Below are 18075 nucleotides of genomic sequence, written 5' to 3' on the forward strand. Positions count from 1 at the left end.
CCACCGAATCAAATCGTTTTCGCCTTAACCATGATATAACAGGCCGCATACCATTTTTTCTTCATTGCAGTACATAAAATTCTTCTCTGCAGATATTCCTTTTTGAGATCAGCATCTTTCAGTGCTCTCTGCAGATGTTCATCGTCTATGATCTGTTTAAATGCACTCCATGTATCACGTCTGCTCTGGTCGGATACTACGATCGACTTCAATGATGCAATCACGCTCGAGATATACGCTTCAAACACCGCAGATCGAATCGCATTCGAATAGCCAAGCTCCTTACATTTTGCAATCGACGCATCGTAAAAATATTTCACTTTTTCATATCGGTCATATCTATATGTGTGCGTCAGCGACTTGGGATTTTCGCAATAATAATAGAGCGCTTCCCGAATAAATGCAACATTTTTAACATATCTATACAGGATCATCAGAGAAAACCAGTCTTCTGATATGATGTCCCGCTCCGAAACCATTCTCCATCCAGTCTTTTTTATCAAGTCAAAAGAGAACAGACCGCCGCTCATACTCATAAAAAAGTTGGTTTTGCTTTTTGCAAGCATATTGGGGAGCACATAGGACAGGATCTCATCCCCTTCATAATAGCATTTGTCTGGATTTGGACAAACCTCTCCGCAAATCTTACCGGCTTGATCGACTTTAAAAAAGCCATACAGCACAATATCCACATTTTTTTCTTTTGCCGCAGCATAAGTCTTCTCTACCAGATCCAAAGCAATGTAGTCATCCGAATCCACAAAGCAAATGTATTCCCCTGACGCATGATCTATGCCGGTGTTTCTGGCATATCCCAGCCCTTCATTCTTTTTATGGACCACTTTGATCCTGGCATCCCTTTTTGCCCACGCATCGCACATTTCCGGGCAGCGGTCCGGGGAACCATCATCCACCAGAATGATTTCAAGGTTTGTATAGGTTTGATTAACAACACTATTTATGCATCGATCCAGATATTTTTCCACATTATAGACCGGGATCACAACAGTGACAAGCGCCTTTTCTGTTTTATTCGTATCATTTTGCATATCTTCAACCTGTATTTCCAAAGCACCGAAATCATTTATAATTGAACAGCCACTCAGATCATACCCCATACATTCCCAAAATGGTCCATATGGTTTGAAAAATAAGCTTCCAATCCAGCCAGAAATTGCGCTCATTTATGTATTTCAGATCCAGCTCGATCCATTCATCGAAGCTCATTTCATTGCGGTTTGGCTGGACCTGCCAGTAACAGGTCAACCCCGGCGTCACATAAAGCCGCTGCTTCTGGTAGGGGGTATATTGCGCAACCTCCCGGGGCAGGGGCGGACGCGGGCCAACGATGCTCATTTCACCGCGCAAAATATTGATCAGCTGCGGCAATTCATCCAGCCCTGTTTTGCGGAGGAACTTACCCACGCGTGTGATTCGCGGGTCATCTTTGATTTTAAAGACCGGACCATCCATCTCATTTTGCGATATAAATTCATTCAGTTTATCCTCTGCATGCGGTACCATCGTACGAAACTTGTAAAGCTTGAATATCTTTTCATCTCGCCCCACCCGATCCTGCACAAAAACCGGACTAGCACCGGGGCTGTCGATCCAGATGGCCAGCGCAATGAGCAGCATCACCGGCCAAAGGACCAGTAACGCCAACAGGGAGAAAAAGACATCCTGCACCCGGCGCCCTGTCCAATAATGCCGGTCCCGGTACAGCAGCTGGTCCTGGTCAAACCAGTAAGTTGGGATCTCCTTCAAGCCGCTGACCGTCTCGAATTCGCCATATTCATCCGGCTCCTGCACGGCACTCTTCTCAGATGCACTCATTCTGTTTCACCCCCTGTCACCTCTGCCAAGACAAACAAAAAAGGCTGCAATTATACAATTTACATTGAATAATTGCAGCCGAACCACCTTGTGCTGCGCTTTCGATCCGCGCACGTAAGGCTTCATGCTTTGCGCCCCTGCATTTCTGCAGGTTTGCCAAATGATTCACTTTTGCTGTATAAACCCAAACCCATATAGGTTTTATTGATTGTACTGGAACAGCCAGCGGATGTCAAGCGACATTTATTCGCCCGCCCGCGCTCACCCCGCCGTCACCTTTACTTTCATCATCATTTTATCACATTTTAACGTAAGATTCAATAGTTAATGTATCTAATAAATAGTTTCATTTTTTGTGTTTATAGAAGCCCTCACTTGTATCATTTCTTATCTTTTTTAAATGCATAAAAGGTTTTTTGCCAATTTTACAATTGTCTTTAGCGTTTCTACTCTCAAAATGACGGAACCCGTCAAGTAAACAATCACTCCTGTCATCACTTGAGCGATAAGCAGCGGAATCGTCTCCAGTGGCAGAAGTCCGACACACCATACAATCACACCCATTAAACCATTTAAGAGTATGATGCTTTTTAGTTCTTTTACCTCTTCAACAAACCCGTAGCCTATCAGCTTTTTGCATGGAGCCGCATTGATATACCAATGAATCGGACGCTCCAAAACAGACAGTGCCAGCATCGGTAATACGCCAAAAGGCAGTGTCACCAAAATACTAACGACTGTAAGGATCTCTTTGATGATCTCCAGTTTTAAAAAAATATCACTGCGCCCCAACGATTGAATTACTTGTAAGTTGGCCGAATCAACTAAATAGGTTATAAAAAACAGACACCAGAGCTGGAGAAAAGGAACCATATCCAGCCACTTCTCTGTGAACAAAACGATAGTGATCGGTTTTGCGCAGGCTGCGATCCCGATCAAGCAGGGAAAGATACAGTAAGCAGATATCGCAAGTGATTGTCTTAAGATTTTGCAAACACTTTCCTTATTTTTTTGTTGCTCGGCCATAACAGGGAATAAGACTTCCTGCACCACCGAATATACGTTACCGACCATCAGATTGGGAATTTGTCTTCCCTTTTCATAATATGCCAGGGCAGATGCAGAAAAGACCTTGCCAATCACGAGGCTCATCAAATTATTTGTACCGGAATAAAGAAAGCCAGAACCCATTAATTTGATTCCATATGACGCCAATGGCTTTAACTTTTTCAAAGAAAAATATAAAGATGGCCTCCATCGAACTGTAAACCACAGAATCGCCGTATCGATGAATTTGTCTATCAAATTGCGCGCAATCAAAGCCCACACACCAAATCCAGACAATGCCATCGCAATTCCAATAACCGCAGAAAGTAATGTACCTCCAAGTGAAGAATAGAAAAATTTTCTATACTCCAGCCTCTTTGCTACCAGCGACCTCTGAACAACATTAAACCCTCCGATGATCAGTGTGACCGAAAGCACTCGAATGTACGGGATCATGTAGCTTCGGCCATAAAAATCGGCAATTACAGGCGCCAAACCGTACATTCCGGCATAAAATACCGTTCCCAACCCAACATTAAAGAAAAATACCGAGGAATATTCTTTTTGTCCAACTTCCTGCTTTTGGATCAAAGCATTGCTAAAGCCGCTATCCACGAAAATATCCAGAATATTCGTCAAAACCGTAATCAGTGAAATCACACCAAATTCTTCCGGCGCCAGGAGTCGTGCAAGAATGATTGAAACCACAAAAGATACGATCTGCGATCCGCCGCGTTCCGCAAACTTCCATAACATATTTGATAAAATCACTTTACTCTTTATCACAACACCTAGCAGTTCCTTTCCCAGCAAGTAGCAACTATAACATTATCTTTCGCAATTTATTTTATTATGCTTTTCACGCTGTGTTTTATATGTTTTAAGGTCAAATATACTGTCGGGAAATTTTTTCGGCATTTCCGAAGGAGGCTTCCATACAGCACTTCAAGTGATGCCTCAGCATAAAACAGTATTCTCCGCCTTATGTATGTCATTATGGAGATATAGTTTTTTTCAAGCAGTCCTTGTTCAATTGAAATATACTCTTTTCGAATTTCTTTTCGATTCTTTTGGTCTCCATATATCCATCGTTGACGCATATATGCGCTCCAATCATTTTCACAACTTCGCACCATTTCCGCATCATTTTGTTGAGCAAAATACTCACACTGGTTTCTAAAAGCTTCACATACATGGATTTCATTTCCTCCAGTAGATATTATTCCGTTTTTCTGCACACAATAACTCATGATGCTGTTTTTTCGCAAACGATAATGGTATCCGATATACGGAACACAGACTATCCGATGACACGGATACACAATTTTGTGAAAGACAAACTCGTCCTCATGAATTTTCCCCTTTGGGAATCGAACGTTTTTCCATACTTCTTTCTGATACAGTTTATTCCATGCTACAACGCAAATACTATGTTTGCTCTGTTTGAGACGTATAAATTCTCGACCTGTCAAAATGATTTCTTCTTCCAGATCTCTTTTCTTACTCATCGGATTTTCCAGGCAATCTTCCAGCTCATCACACGCATACTCATAATCGCAAACCGCTATGGACGCCGATGTTTTTTTGATTTCCTGATATAGAACTTCCAGCATCGCAGGCTCAATATAATCGTCGGAATCTACAAAGCAAATATATTCTCCGCCAGCCAGATCCAAGCCGCAATTTCGCGCATCTGAAAGTCCACCATTTTCCTTATGGATCACTCTGATCCTGGGATCCTTCCGGGCAAATCGATCACAGATTTCACCGCATCGATCGGGGGAACCGTCATCTACAAGAATGATCTCCAAATTCTGATAGGTCTGATTTTGAACACTTTCGACACATTGTTCCAGCCATTTTTCCACCTTATAAACAGGAATGATAACTGAAATCAGTGGGTTCTCCATTTTCTCACTCATACATTCATTCCCCATGTTCATTCCAGAACGCACCATGCGCTCCCTCCTCTGCCTGTCCTACGGAATCCCCCACCTCCAGGCGGGCAAATCCATCCTCTTTTCAACATTTATTATATCGTATCCAGACCTGTCTGCCAATACCAATTTTCCGTTTCCGTGCGTCTGAACGTCCAAACAGGCCGTCGCATTCCGGATGCGGCGGCCTGTTTTTGCTTTACGGTCCGGAGCGCCCGGCGGCGCGCCGGACGCTGCCCTCCCAATGCCAAAACCGTTTTTACTTTTCACATGGCCGGAGGTCCATTCGTCCGAAAGATCCCCATGCAGCGCGTCGCATCGCTTATGCCCGGGCGGTTTCCGTCACTCACTCGTCCCAGCGGTCGTCGCCGTCATCGTCGTCGTTCCAGTGGTCCTCGCCGTCCCAATCGTCGTCGTCATCATCGTCGTCGTCATCATCGTCATCATCGTCATCATCCCAGTCGTCGCTGTCATAGGGGGCATCCGAGCCGGTGGGGTCATCGTACCAGTCATCGTCATCTCTGGGAGCATCCGAACCGGTGGGGTCATAGTCGTCAGGGAGCTGCACCGGGGGCGCCGTGTTCGAGGCAGGCGGGGCGCTCTGCGCAGGCGTCTGAGCGGGCGTGCTCTGGGCAGCCTGCTGGGGAACGTCGTCAGGCGCCGCCTCTCCCATCCGGATCCGGATGGTGCTGCCGTAGTGCTCGTCCAGTTCTTCCCAGATCTCCTCGGCCTCGTGGGCCTGCCAGTCCGCATCCTCACTGGCCACCGATACCGACACCGTCCCCCCGTCGGTCAAATATCCCATCACGATGGCCCGGGCCACCAGCTCGCTGGCCGCGTCTTCCCGGTCCATCCTCTGGTACGCAAACCCCGAGACCAGGGCCGCGCCGTCCGCGTTCAGACCCTTCAGGTCCAGCACCCGTCCGCTCCGGCTGAGCGTCATCTCCACATCCGGGTTGATCTGGAGGCGCAGGGTGCCATAGGGGGTGAAGTTGGGCCGGTAATAGCCGAAAAAGCCCAGGCACAGGCAGGCGGCCAAAGCAGCCGCGGCCACCGCGGCCTGCAGCCAGACCGGACGCCGGGCGGGGGGCAGGCGCAGCTCCACCACATCCTGCACCGTCTGGCCCACCTGATAGTGCAGGTTGGCCGTCTTTAGAAAGCGGCCCCTCTCGTCCAGCACCACCGCATAGGCCGGGTGGGTCTCCATCACAAGATATTTCATTCCCGCACTCCTTCCTTCAGGGCCACCATCTGGCACAGATGCCCCCGAATGATCTCATATCCATTGGTAAAAGCCAGCAGCACCGCCACCAGATATTTCCGGTGCCGCTCGATGGTCTTTTTATCCACGCCGGAGCCTGCGGCCAGCTCCCCGATGGGCAGCCGCCCGGTCTGTGCCAGGCGGTCCAGCAGCGCGGGGTTTGCGCGGGCATGATCCAGGACCCGGCGGCAGGCCGCCAGGGTGCGCTCCTGCCGGGGGCAGTTGTCGGCCACATCCGAAAAGGAAATGGCGAACTGCTCCCCCAGCTGGCGTCCAAATTCGGTGATCTCGCTCTGGCTGGCCACCCGCACCTCATATTGGGCCAGCTGGTCCTGAGTATCGGGCAGGGTCTCCAGCAGCATACGCCCGTCCTCCCCGTCCCCCGGGGCCGAGAGAGACAGCGCGCCCCGGTGCCGGCTCTCGGCCCGGTAGTAGTCGATCAGGCGGTTGCGGATGGCCCGGGCCGCATAGCCCAAAAAAGAGCCTCTGCCCTTGTCATAGGCCAGGGCCGCCTCATAAAAAGCCATCATGGCGATGCTCAGTTCGTCCTCATGGCCCGCCTCGGGGGCGCTGTGGGTGAATTTATAGGTCTCGCTGCGTATAAACCCCATATACTGCGCCACCAAGGCATCCGCAGCCGCCGGGTCCGTCCTGGCTGCCCGGACCTGGGCCACGATGCTGTGTTCGGTCTGTGATAACATTCGGTCTCCTCCTTCCATCAGCAGGATACGGACGCCGCGCTCTGTTTTCGGGTACGCCCATCCCTTTTGTACAAGATCCCACCCCCAGTGTACCAGATTACGGCCAAAGATGCGAGGGGGCAGACGCATTTTGCGGCGCGGCGTTCCAAACAAACGCAAAACGGCCGCAGTACTGATGAAGGAGTACGGCGTCCATCCCGAAGCATGGGGTCCCTTTGCCGAGGGCAGCCACGGCATCTTCACCCATCCCGTGCTGACCGCCATCGGCCAGAAATACGGCAAGAGCGCCGCCCAGGTGGCCCTGCGGTGGAACGTCCAGCGCGGCGTCACCGTCATCCCTAAGTCCATCCACAAGGAGCGCATGGAGCAGAACCTGGCCATCTGGGACTTCCAGCTCAGCGACGAGGATATGGCAGAGATCGCACAGCTCGACATCGGCCACAGCGAGATCGTGGACCACAGCGACCCCAAGTTTGTCCAGATGCTCCACCGGATGAAAGTCCACGAATGATCCGCCCGCCCTTTGCGCGCCGGCGCCGCTCCAGAAAAGCAATGCATCCATCATCCAAGAAAGCCGCTCGACTCATCGAGCGGCTTTCTTTTTGCGACACGCTAAAACGGAGGCAGCTTTCGCTGCCTCCGTCTAAAGACTGATTCAGTTCAGGTCTATGCAGGCCCTCACGGTCATATCCTTCCATGCACCCTTGCAAAACGCATATCCGGTCCGCTTGCAATAAGCGGCGTCATCCTGCGTCAGCAAAAGGCCGAAGGAAAGATATTTTTAACCCCTCGGGTTCTTGATGGCAGCCTGGGTAGCTGCTCCGATGGCAGGGAGCCTAAAATTTGATTCGCAGCCACGTCCGTTTTCACTTCACCAGGGTTTAAGAACTCCCTGATACCGTTCACCGACGGCACACAATTCCCCTTTTTGCCCTCCACCAGAAGGCCCGCCTGGGCATCGGTTCCGGGCCCCAAATGGAGGTACCACTCGAAGTGGGTCTCAGACACCGGCGTCACCCGGTAGACGATCTGATCCACCAGGTCCCGGCTGACCCCCTTCCCTTTCAGGTGGACCAGCTCTTCCAGGGCCTGCTGAATCCGGTCCAGGTCCATGGCCTCCCGGCACTCCGCCGCCTCGGCTTCTTTCTGTGCCGCTTCCAGGCGGCTCTTCTCGGCCTCCAGCTGGTCCCGCAGCTTCTGGTATTCCTCCTTCCCGATCTCCCCGTCCGCCCGCATGACGGTCAGGTTCCGCAGCCGGGTCTCGATCCGCTCCAGCTGAATCTTCCGCTCACTGTTCCCCTGCTGGTCCTTCCGGCTGGTCTCCTTGTAGTATTTTTTCAGCAGCTCCAGGGCGGTCTGGATGATCTGGTGCTTGTCCCCCAGCAGCTGCTCAAAGAGGGTGTCGGCCATCATCTCCAGCTTCCAGTCCCCATACATCCGAATCCCGCAGTAGCCCTCGCTGTCCAGGCCCATCTCCTCCCGCTTCTGTTTGGAGCCGTTGTTGATCCGGTTGTAGCACTGGTACCCGTAGGAAATGCTGCCGTCCTTCCGGACGTGCCACTTGTCCCGGCGGCAGGCATAGCCGCAGCTGCACCGCAGCTTGTTGACCCAGATGTCCTCCGAACTCCGGTTGCTGATGGTCACCTTGCCGTCCCGCAGGGCCACCGCTTTTCGCCGGTTGATTCGGATGCTCTGAGCCTTGTTCCAAATCTCTTTGGAGACAATGGCCGGGAAGTCCCCTTCCTGATATAAATAGGTGGAGGCATCCAGGTTCAGCACCCGGTGCTGGTCCAGATAGTTGTTGTTCCGGGATTTGTTGTAGCACTTGGTGCCGGTGTAGGTGGCGTTTTTCAGCACCCGCACTACGCTGGAGGCGCTCCACCGCACCAAGCCCATGGCGCTTTTCCGGTGCCGGGCGTTGAGCTCGTTGGCAATCTGCAAAGAGCCTCTCCCCTGCAAATAGAGGTCGAAGATCAGCCGCACCGTCTCGGCCTGCTCCTCGTTGATCTTGTAGGTGTCCCCGTCCCGGTCGTAGCCCAGAATGTTGCCGTTGCCGTACAGAACCCCCTTTTCCCGACTCACCTTCTGGCCCGCCCGCGCCCGCTCGGAGGTCTTGCGGCTCTCCTCCTGGGCCAGGGTGGCCATCAGGGAAAGGCGAAGTTCGCCGTCCCCGTCCATGGTCCAGATGTTGTCCTCGATGAAGTAGACTTCCACCCTGATCCCTTTCAGCTCCCGGGTGATGACCAGGGTATCCACCACGTTCCGGGCGAACCGGCAGACCTCACGGGTCACGATCAGGTCGAACCTGCCCTGCCGGGCGTCATCGATCATCCGCAGAAAGGAGGGCCGCTTTTTGGCCTGGGTGCCGGTAATGCCCTCGTCTATGTACCGGCCCTGAATCTCCCAGTTGGGATGATACCGCGCCTGATCGTCGTACCACTGCATCTGGTTTTCCAGGGCAGCAATCTGCGCCTCATGCTCGGTGGATACCCGGCCATAGACGGCCACTTTCCGCTTCCGGTTCCGGTCCAGCTGGGTGTAGTCCGTCAGCTTAAAGCGATAGTTGTAATCGTCCCGCATCATAATGCCGCCCTCCTTATTTCTTAAATGCTGTGCCCCTTGGCAGGGGCTTTGCTTGTGTTGCGAACCACGTTAGCATAGGTCTCCGGGTTGACCAGACCTTTCTTCATCAGAATTTCGATCAGGGCAACCGCTGCATAGCGTTCATCAATCTTGTTGTTCTTGATTCTGGCACCTCCATCTTATCACATACGTTTGGTTTCGTTGAGGATGTCGATTGGAATGTTTCAAATCATCCGGCGTTGGCTTCACGGATGGATTGTTCAAAATTTTTAATAAAATCTATGCCCTGTTCACTGATCCGGCGGATATTCTCCAGCCCCGAGAGACAGAGCGCCGGGTTGTTCTGCAAACAGGTGTTCCAACGGAAGATCATGTTGTCCAGGGCATCTCCCAATTCATAGCAGATATCGTCTGCGTCGGCTTCCCCGGTGGGCTGGAGCATCTTTTCTGACACTTCCCGGATGGCTTGCAGGGTTTCTGCAACGCTGCGCTTACGTTTCGGTTTTTCCTGGGGCTTCTCTTGGGGCTTTTCTTTGTCTTTGTGCTTTTCCTCGGGCTTTTCGGGTTCTTTGGTCTGCCGGAGCTGCTGGATCAGAGCGGGCCTTTCCTCCGGCGGGGCTTTGGCGATGGCCGCCACAGCCTTCTCTGTGGGTTTGATGCTGCCGGTCAGGATTTCCTGTTTGATGCCGGGAACGGCCTCCTCAGCGGCATCTACGCCGTTGGCGAATTGCTCTGCACGGATAACAGTATTTCTGGCTACGCCATTCTCGGCTGCAATGCGTTCACAGGTTTTTTCTTTCAAGATCAAGTTACCATTTTGGTAACTTGATTTTGGTGCATTGTTTTTACGATCTCCGCCATATGCAATCTTCTCCGCCTTGTACTGCTGTCCCATCAGATACTTGAATTGCTGGGACGTTAGGTTCCGCCGCCCCAGCTGGTTTTTGCAGATCCAGGCGATGACTGCGTACCGATCGGGAAACTCCTTCTCATAGATAGTGAACTGAATCTCCGGGTGCTGCTGAAGGATGCGGTAGCGGTTGTGACCATCCACGATGATGCCGTCCCAGACGATCAGCGGGTTGATAACCACCCCATCTGCCAGGATGTTTTCCTCCAGCTGTTTCAGTTCTTCCTCACGAAGCGGAGGAATCTTGCTCTCAAACTCCGGGTCAATGCGCAAATTCTGTAGCATCTGCTTTCGCCTCCTCTCTTTTATCGGGTGTGAATTCCATTTCAGTCGGACTTTAAGGCCCACTGCCCTGGAGCTTTCCATTCCGGCCAGTGGTTTGAAATTGGTTTTGCGGGTTCCTCCCCCATTTGTCCTCGACACCCCGGGGAGGGTTGGGAACCTTCTGGCGGCGGATTTGCACCGCTCCATCGGCCTTTCAGCCGCCCCGCCTTCTTTGTGGCCGGGCCGCGAGTTACGGAAGTATCATTATCTGGAAGTACCAGGAGGTTGAGCTATTCAGTTTTCAAGGTACTGCGTTGGTCTCTGGTAAAAGCATACCAGAAGTTTTTCCTCTCCGGGAGTGACTGGTTGTCACGGTACCGGGCTTGTTTGTCACGGTTGGACGTTCAAGTCGGATTCCTGTAAACAAGATATCACACTTATTCAGCAAGCGGGACTCTCTCGTAGATAGCCTTTGGTTGTCTTGGAGACAACCCTTGGAATTTTCTCTTTCTTCGGTCTGGAGAAAAGATCCTTACACTTACGAGCCATCGAAAAGGGCCCTTTCGCAACCTCGATTTTGGGATTTCACAAAACAATCACATTTCGTCGTGTTTTACTTTTTATGATCCTGGGTTCTTCTCTATTTGTCCTCGACGCCCCGGGGAGGGTTGGGAACCTTCTGGCGGCGGATTTGCACCGCTCCATCGGCCTTTCGGCCGCCCCGCCTTCTTTGTGGCCGGGCCGCGAGTTACGGAAGTGTCATTGTCTGGAAGTACCAGGAGGCTGAACTATTCGGTTTTCAAGGTGCCGTGTGGTCTCTGGCAAAAGCATACCAGAAGGTTTTCCTCTTTGGGAGTGACTCGTAGTACCCCCTAAGAGCCCTTAAGGGGGTACTCGTAGTTCCCCCTGGGGCCCGTTTATCTTGGAGATACCCCTTGTAATTTCTCTTTCTCCTGTCCGGAGAAAAGATCCCTACACTTACGAGCCATCGAGAAGGGCCCTTTCGCAACCTCGATTTTAGGATTTCACAAAGCAATCACACTTCACCATGTTTTGCCTCTTATGATCTTAGGTTCTCCCCTATTTGTCCTCGACGCCCCGGGGAGGGTTGGGAACCTTCTGGCGGCGGACTTGCACCGCTCCATCGGCCTTTCGGCCGCCCCGCCTTCTTTGTGGCCGGGCCGCGAGTTACGGAAGTACCATTGTCTGGGAGTACCAGGAGGCTGAACTATTCGGTTTTCAAGGTGCTGCGATGGTCTTTGGCAAAAGCATACCAGAAGGTTTTCCTCTTTGGGAGTGCCTCGTAGTACCCCTTAGGGGGATCTCGTAGACCCCCTGGGAGCCGTTTATCTTTGGAGACACCTCTTGGAATTTTCTCTTTCTTCGGTCTGGAGAAAAGATCCCTACACTTACGAGCCATCGAGAAGGGCCTTTTTATAGCATCAATTTTAAGATTTCACGAAACAATCACATTTCGCCACGTTTTGCCTCTTATGATCCTGGGGTCTCCCCCATTTGTCCTCGACGCCCCGGGGAGGGTTAGGAACCTTCTGGCGGCGGATTTGCACCGCTCCATCGGCCTTTCGGCCGCCCCGCCTTCTTCATGGCCGGGCCGCGAGTTACGGAAGTATCATTGTCTGGAAGTACCAGGAGGCTGCTTATTCACCTTTCAAGGTCCACCAGCTTCGGGCTTGTCCTCCCTTTTTGTGGGAGGCTCTTGCTGTGATAAAATTATACATTAAAACGATTCTTTTGGGGAGTAACCAGCTGTACCCATTTTCATCCAATTTGGGTACTCTTAGTACACATTTCTGTGAAAGTGCCCATTACAATGATAACTTAGGTTCCTCTTTGACGGGAGTAACTATCTGTCACAGTTTCCTGTGACGGGTTGTCACACCTTCCAAGTCTTTCATTTTTCAGGCACAAAAAATGCCGGCAGACAGTCGCAGTCTCATCCAAACTGCTTCTATCTGCCAGTATTCCATATGCTGCCTTACCGGGCAGCGTTTTGTTTTATCCTTCTCTCTGATCTACAATGTCCAGAGAATCTCTGCCTACCCGGCAGAGCAAAAAGAGAACCTTCACCCCAACCGCCTTTGCCTGTGCCAGAACCTCACCGAAAGCCGGGTGCGTGTCCACATTGGGCCGCACCTCGGTGATTCCTTCCATCTGGATCACAAAGGCCACCCCGCAGCAGACCCCGGCCTGCTGAGCCCGGGTCAGTTCCTGCAGGTGCTTGACGCCCCGCTCGGTGGGGGCATCCGGGAAGTAGCCGATCCCGTTCACTTCCAGGGTGCAGCCCTTCACCTCCAGCAGATAAAGCTGGCCCGCCTTTTCCATAGCGAAATCAATCCGGGACTTTCCATAGGAGAACTCGGGGTGAATCGCATCGAAGTCCTTGGTTTCCAGCCACTCCTTCACCACCTTGTTGGGAGCCTGGCTGTCAATGTTGACCCAGCCCAGGCCTTCCTTCCGGACTGCTACCAGGTCATATTTTGTCTTGCGGGCAGGGTTATCCGACACTTCCAGTCGGACATCCGCCCCTGGCAGCAGCAATTCTTTGCAGCGGCCAGTGTTTTTGACATGGACGGTCTCCTCCCTGCCCTCCAGCAGCACCTTGGCGATGAAACGGTTGGGGCGGGAGAGAAAGGTGGCATCCAGGATGGTTTTGTATTGCATAGAAGGTTCCTTTTCATTCAATAGTCTCAAGCTGAGGGGTGAACACATTTACCTCCCCCAGCAGCCTCACTTTTGATCCGTCAATAACGATGGCTGCGCGGTCTGTAACCATCGCATAGACAGTTTTCCTGCGTTCCTTCAGAACACGCTGGATCGCCTCATTTTGGGCATCGCTGCCCTCATAATGCACTTCCAAATAAAAATCTTTCAGAATCGGAAGTCCTTTGAAATAACAGAATTCCGGGTAATCCTGATCTGGGGACAAATGATACTCCTCTAACTGAATGAGTGCACCGGCACTGTATCCCAGCACAACTCCCTGGAACTCAAGTAGCGTGCTTCTCAAATTGAACTCGTCGATCCGCTCCATCATCCGGTCCGGCAGGCCTCCCGGCAGATAAAGAATGTCCGCGCCACGAATGAGTTCTGCCGCCTTGGATTTTGAATCTGTATAATAATTGATCCACTTAATATGGTCCTCTGGAATCCCGTATCGTAAGAACGGGGACACCATATTCTGATAATAAAGCCCGTCTCTTTTTCTATAAAGCGCATTCCAGTCTGCAAGGCAGCTGACATCCCTGTCCCGATAGGAAAAAGCCAGAACAGCCACTTTGTCCTCTGGATGGATGTAGCGCTTGAGCTGTTCATAGAGAAAATCGGCGGAAAAATCCAGTGTATCCAATAAAATATTGATCATGGCGGCCTCCACCAATTCGATGCAATCTTGAGCCGTCACCGATTTGTCCGGTCCTGTATAAAAACAGCATCATGCAAAACGGCCCTGTTTCCCAAATCATACCGAAAATCGGGAGACCATGCAAGCTATATCACATTTTTCTTATATCCTTATCATCGAATTCTGCTCGTGTGTCTATTCTACCAGAGATTTTCTTGAAGGGATCATTAGGAAATAGTATAATAAAACCATATTTACATCTGGTTTCTTATTTCCTGTTAGGAGATGACACGATGACAGACGAAAAGAACGCCGTTTCCTCCCCACGCGGCTCATCCGATCTGGTGAGCGAAAAAATCCGTTTTATTCTTCGCCATTATAAAGATCATTTTGCTGAGCTTGATTTACAGGAACATTATAAATGGAAAGCCATCGACTGGTACCGGCAAAAATGGGATCTTAGCGTTCCTCTGTCCGAATTTCCAACAATGGTTGAAACTGCGCTGGGCGAATCCGGCAACCTGCTGGCAGCACGGATGTACTATGCTTATCCCATGGCAACCGAATTTGCCCGAGACATGACAGAGAAGGCCCGCGAAGCCTTTCTGGTGTTGTACGATGAGATCCGGCCTCTTGCCGAACGGTATGAAATTTTTCGCAGAGGATTCGACAGCTATGTAAAACCACTAGGAAAAAACCACTACCAGGATCTTCATGCCATCTCCGTCTACCTTACATTTGAATATCCAAACCGGTATTTCTTTTACAAATACAGCGTTTACACTGCATTCTGCGCCCGGGTTGGCTATCATGAAGAAAAGTCGAAGCGCAGTTCTTCCGTCTGGAGACTGGAAGCAAACAACCGCCTTCACCAGCGCATTTTGGAAGAGGTTCAAAAAGACCCGGAACTCCTTGCGCTCAACCAGAAACGCGCCGCAGAATTTCATACCTACAACGATCCCGACCTGCACATTCTTGCCGCTGATATCGCATTTTATGGGGCGAACTATATGCAGGAGAGCGACTTTACCTTATTTGCTGCTTCCGATGAACCGGAAGAGCTTGCAGTTGCAGCTGTACCTGAGAATTCTTTCGATGATACGGTCACATCCGGGACGGATATTCCCCTGAATACCATTCTGTACGGGCCGCCGGGTACCGGAAAAACCTATTATACAGTCATTTATGCTGTCGCAATCATTGAGGACAAGGAACTGGACACGGTTCGCTCCGAGCCTTACAGCGAGGTTATCAAGCGCTACAACCGCTACAAAGAAAATCATCAAATCGCCTTTACAACCTTCCATCAGTCCTATGGGTATGAGGAATTTATCGAGGGAATCAAGCCTGATGTTCTTGATGATGATTCCGATGGCAGCTCGTCAGAAATCCGCTACAAAGTGTCCTCCGGCATCTTTAAATCATTTTGTGAGCGCGCCTGTCAGGCAACTGCCGCTTCAGCCGTCCAGGTGAAAGATTTTGGAATGAATTCCCTCCCCAACATCTGGAAGGTTTCGCTCGAAGGAACCGGGGATAACCCCACCCGAACCGAGTGTCTGAAAAATGGGCACATCCGAATCGGATGGGATGAGTATAAAGAAAAAATCACAGACCAAACCGACTTTTCCGTATATGGCGGGAAAAATCCTCTGAATGCCTTTATCAACCGAATGCAGATCGGCGACGTGGTTCTCTCTTGCTACAGCGCTTCTACCATTGACGCCATCGGCGTTATAACCGGTGACTATGAATGGCACAATGAATATAAACAATACAAGCGGCTGCGAAAGGTGAACTGGATCGTGAAAAACATCCAGGAAAACATTCTAGAGAGCAACGGCGGGGTATCCATGACCCTGTCCACCGTCTACCGTATGTCCAACATCACGCTGGCAGACGTATATCGGATGATTGAAAAATATTCTCCCAAGGCCGTCCAGTCGGGCGGAACTTCCCACGCCTCGCCCGATGAAACCCGTTATGTGTTCATTATTGATGAAATCAACCGCGGAAATATCTCCAAGATTTTCGGCGAGCTAATCACCCTTATTGAGCCTTCCAAGCGGGAGGGACAGCCAGAGGGTATCCTCGCTCTTCTTCCCTATTCTCAGAAACCTTTCGGCGTACCCAAAAATGTTTATTTGATCGGCACCATGAACACCGCAGACCGGTCTGTTACCGCTTTGGACACAGCGCTGCGCCGTCGTTTTTCCTTCCGGGAGATGCTTCCTGACCCAAAGCTTCTTTCCGGCATCAGCGTAGAGGGAATGTCCATTCAGGAAATGCTGGCCACCATGAACCAGCGAATCGCCGTTCTGTACGACCGCGAGCACACCATCGGTCACTCCTATTTTATTCCTCTCAAAGACGACCCCAGTATGGATACCCTGGGGCGCATCTTTGAAGACAAAGTCTTTCCTCTACTGCAGGAATACTTCTTTGATGACTACCAAAAAATACGACTGATTTTGGGCGACAACCGCAAGCCGGATTCTGCAAAGCAATTTATCCAGGCCGAGCCTGTCAACTACACGGCCTTGTTTGGCAATGCGGAGCTCGGCACAGAAGAGGATTGCCTCTACCGCATCAATTCGGCCGCCTTCTATGACCCAGAAGCCTACCTTTCTATCTGTCTGTCCCAAGGGCAATCTGAGGATGAGCCATGAAAGCAAGGGTTTATCAAATCTGTGAATTTGAATCTTTTTTCTCAGAAGGCTCCGGCAGAGAAATGCCCGGATACCATGCCCTGCCCCCTGCTGTGTTTTCTCAGCTTGAACATTTTCTTTTGGAGCGCAGCTCTTCCGGGTCAGAGGAAACTTTTTGGATGACCTTATCCATTCGCAGAGGGTTCGGCAAAGTCATTACGGTCCAGAATTACGTCGGCGTCATCTTAATGGAGGATGGCACTCTGATAGAGATCCTTCCCAAAATTCACTCGGCCATGGACTGTGACCCGGACGGGGCTCGGACCAAAAAACTCCTGATTGAGATGCTGAAGACCCTACGGGAGGCTCCCTTCAAGAGTTTTCAAATTTCCTCTGTTGGCTCCGCCCAAATGAATCTCTTCGAGATTTTTGTGCGGATGTTCCTGGATGAAGTGTTTCCGCTGGTCAAACGTGGGCTCCCCTGTGGATATGAGGTTGCAGAGGAAAACTCCGCATTTTTTCGAGGAAAGCTAATGGTTTCCCAGCACATTCGACTCAATTTCGCCCATCAGGAGCGAAGTTACATCCAGCATGACCAGTTCACCGCCAATCGCCCAGAAAACCGTATTCTCAAGGCCACCCTTTTGTATTTATATCGCTATTCCCGCTCTCTGAAAAATCGCACCGATATCAAAGTTCTTCTTCAGTCCTTTTTGAACGTGTCCCCCTCCACTGATTTTATCTCCGACTTCGCCCTATGCAGTTCTGACCGGACAGCTCGTGAATATCAAAATTCTCTGTTGTGGAGCCGCGTTTTTCTGGAGGGCAAGAGTTTTACTTCTTATTCGGGGTCTCACTTGGCGTTAGCCCTTCTCTTCCCGATGGAAAAGCTTTTTGAAAGTTATATCGCCGTGCTTCTTCAGAAGCAACTTGCTGGAAAACCCTATTCCCTTTCCATACAAGACACGACCCACCATCTCTTTGACAGCCCCCAAAAAGCATTCCAATTACGGCCGGACCTTGTGATCCGAAGAAAAACGGACAATACCGTTTTTGTAGCAGATACCAAGTGGAAGCTGCTGGATGTAAGAAAACCGCACTATGGCGTCTCACAGTCCGATCTCTACCAAATGGCTGTCTATCAGTATAAGTACCACGCCCAAAATGTTACCCTTCTTTATCCAAGATCCAGCTCTGTTGATTTGTCTAAGCCTGTCTCCTTCACGTCTAAGGATGGGCTGACCGTCCACCTGAGGTGGATTGATCTATTGGATGCGAAGCAGAGCATCGCTGCTTTTGCAGAAACATTTGCGCATTGAAAAAGGCTGTTGCGAAAACACATCGCAGCAGCCTTTTTGTATTTAGGATGAAAAAATGGCCCGGTCAAAATCTCCTTGACGTTCTGTTGAATTGTAACCGCCCCATAATCCCCCGTCTAGCAAAGCGGCGGAAGAAGTGAGAGAATAAGAAAAAGAGACAAATGAGATCAGAGGTCTCAGAAGTCTAAGAAGTGCCGGAAGTCTCAAAAAT

Annotated in this window: 13 protein-coding genes and 1 riboswitch; of the genes, 3 read left to right on the forward strand and 10 right to left on the reverse strand. The window is 50.8% G+C overall.

Annotated features, from left to right (window positions below; translation table 11 throughout):
• Positions 1-8: 8 nt before the first annotated feature.
• The 6 genes from B5E66_RS10590 to B5E66_RS10615 form a co-directional block, all read right to left on the reverse strand.
• Positions 9-1184, reverse strand: a complete 1176-nt coding sequence (locus tag B5E66_RS10590) for a glycosyltransferase family 2 protein (RefSeq protein WP_087232661.1) — start codon at positions 1182-1184, stop codon at positions 9-11.
• Positions 1108-1836 carry a sugar transferase gene (locus B5E66_RS10595; RefSeq protein ID WP_087232664.1) on the reverse strand — a complete coding sequence of 243 codons (729 nt, stop codon included), beginning with the start codon at positions 1834-1836 and terminating at the stop codon, positions 1108-1110. The genes B5E66_RS10590 and B5E66_RS10595 overlap by 77 nt, the downstream gene beginning before the upstream one ends.
• A gap of 70 nt (positions 1837-1906) precedes the next feature.
• A riboswitch (cyclic di-GMP riboswitch) is annotated at positions 1907-2004 on the reverse strand.
• Between the two features lie 228 nt (positions 2005-2232).
• Positions 2233-3669, reverse strand: a complete 1437-nt coding sequence (locus B5E66_RS10600; protein WP_242958157.1) for a lipopolysaccharide biosynthesis protein — start codon at positions 3667-3669, stop codon at positions 2233-2235.
• A 56-nt stretch (positions 3670-3725) separates the two neighbouring features.
• A complete protein-coding gene (locus B5E66_RS10605; RefSeq protein WP_087232670.1) occupies positions 3726-4841 on the reverse strand; it encodes a glycosyltransferase family 2 protein in 1116 nt (371 codons plus the stop codon).
• A gap of 325 nt (positions 4842-5166) precedes the next feature.
• Positions 5167-6042, reverse strand: a complete 876-nt coding sequence (locus B5E66_RS13115) for an anti-sigma-I factor RsgI family protein (RefSeq protein WP_158098354.1) — start codon at positions 6040-6042, stop codon at positions 5167-5169.
• Positions 6039-6782, reverse strand: a complete 744-nt coding sequence (locus B5E66_RS10615) for a sigma-70 family RNA polymerase sigma factor (RefSeq protein ID WP_087232676.1) — start codon at positions 6780-6782, stop codon at positions 6039-6041. The genes B5E66_RS13115 and B5E66_RS10615 overlap by 4 nt, the downstream gene beginning before the upstream one ends.
• 175 nt (positions 6783-6957) lie before the next feature.
• On the opposite strand from B5E66_RS10615, the gene B5E66_RS13430 reads away from it, so the two are divergent.
• Positions 6958-7293, forward strand: a complete 336-nt coding sequence (locus B5E66_RS13430; protein WP_242958158.1) for an aldo/keto reductase — start codon at positions 6958-6960, stop codon at positions 7291-7293.
• A gap of 242 nt (positions 7294-7535) precedes the next feature.
• On the opposite strand, the gene B5E66_RS10625 is transcribed toward B5E66_RS13430, so the two are convergent.
• The 4 genes from B5E66_RS10625 to B5E66_RS10640 all read right to left on the reverse strand — a co-directional run bounded on the left by B5E66_RS10625 (position 7536) and on the right by B5E66_RS10640 (position 13921).
• Entirely contained in the window at positions 7536-9365 is a 1830-nt protein-coding gene (locus B5E66_RS10625; RefSeq protein ID WP_087232679.1) for a recombinase family protein, read from the reverse strand.
• Between the two features lie 229 nt (positions 9366-9594).
• Positions 9595-10560, reverse strand: a complete 966-nt coding sequence (locus B5E66_RS10630) for a hypothetical protein (RefSeq protein ID WP_087232682.1) — start codon at positions 10558-10560, stop codon at positions 9595-9597.
• Positions 10561-12555: 1995 nt separating this feature from the next.
• A complete protein-coding gene (sfsA, locus tag B5E66_RS10635; protein ID WP_087232687.1) occupies positions 12556-13221 on the reverse strand; it encodes a DNA/RNA nuclease SfsA in 666 nt (221 codons plus the stop codon).
• 13 nt (positions 13222-13234) lie between these two features.
• Positions 13235-13921, reverse strand: a complete 687-nt coding sequence (locus B5E66_RS10640; protein ID WP_087232690.1) for a Type 1 glutamine amidotransferase-like domain-containing protein — start codon at positions 13919-13921, stop codon at positions 13235-13237.
• Positions 13922-14193: 272 nt separating this feature from the next.
• Between B5E66_RS10640 and B5E66_RS10645 the strand changes: the two genes are divergently transcribed.
• Both B5E66_RS10645 and B5E66_RS10650 read left to right on the forward strand, forming a co-directional pair.
• Positions 14194-16566: an AAA family ATPase gene (locus B5E66_RS10645; RefSeq protein ID WP_242958159.1), complete on the forward strand. Its 2373-nt coding sequence runs from the start codon at positions 14194-14196 to the stop codon at positions 16564-16566.
• Positions 16563-17864 (forward strand): McrC family protein, encoded by a 1302-nt coding sequence (locus B5E66_RS10650; protein WP_087232693.1) that lies wholly within the window; start codon positions 16563-16565, stop codon positions 17862-17864. Before B5E66_RS10645 ends, B5E66_RS10650 begins: the two co-directional genes overlap by 4 nt.
• The last annotated feature ends 211 nt before the right edge of the window (positions 17865-18075 follow it).

This window comes from Faecalibacterium sp. An121 (genome assembly GCF_002160915.1).
In the GTDB taxonomy this organism is placed as follows: Bacteria; Bacillota; Clostridia; order Oscillospirales; family Ruminococcaceae; genus Faecalibacterium; species Faecalibacterium avium.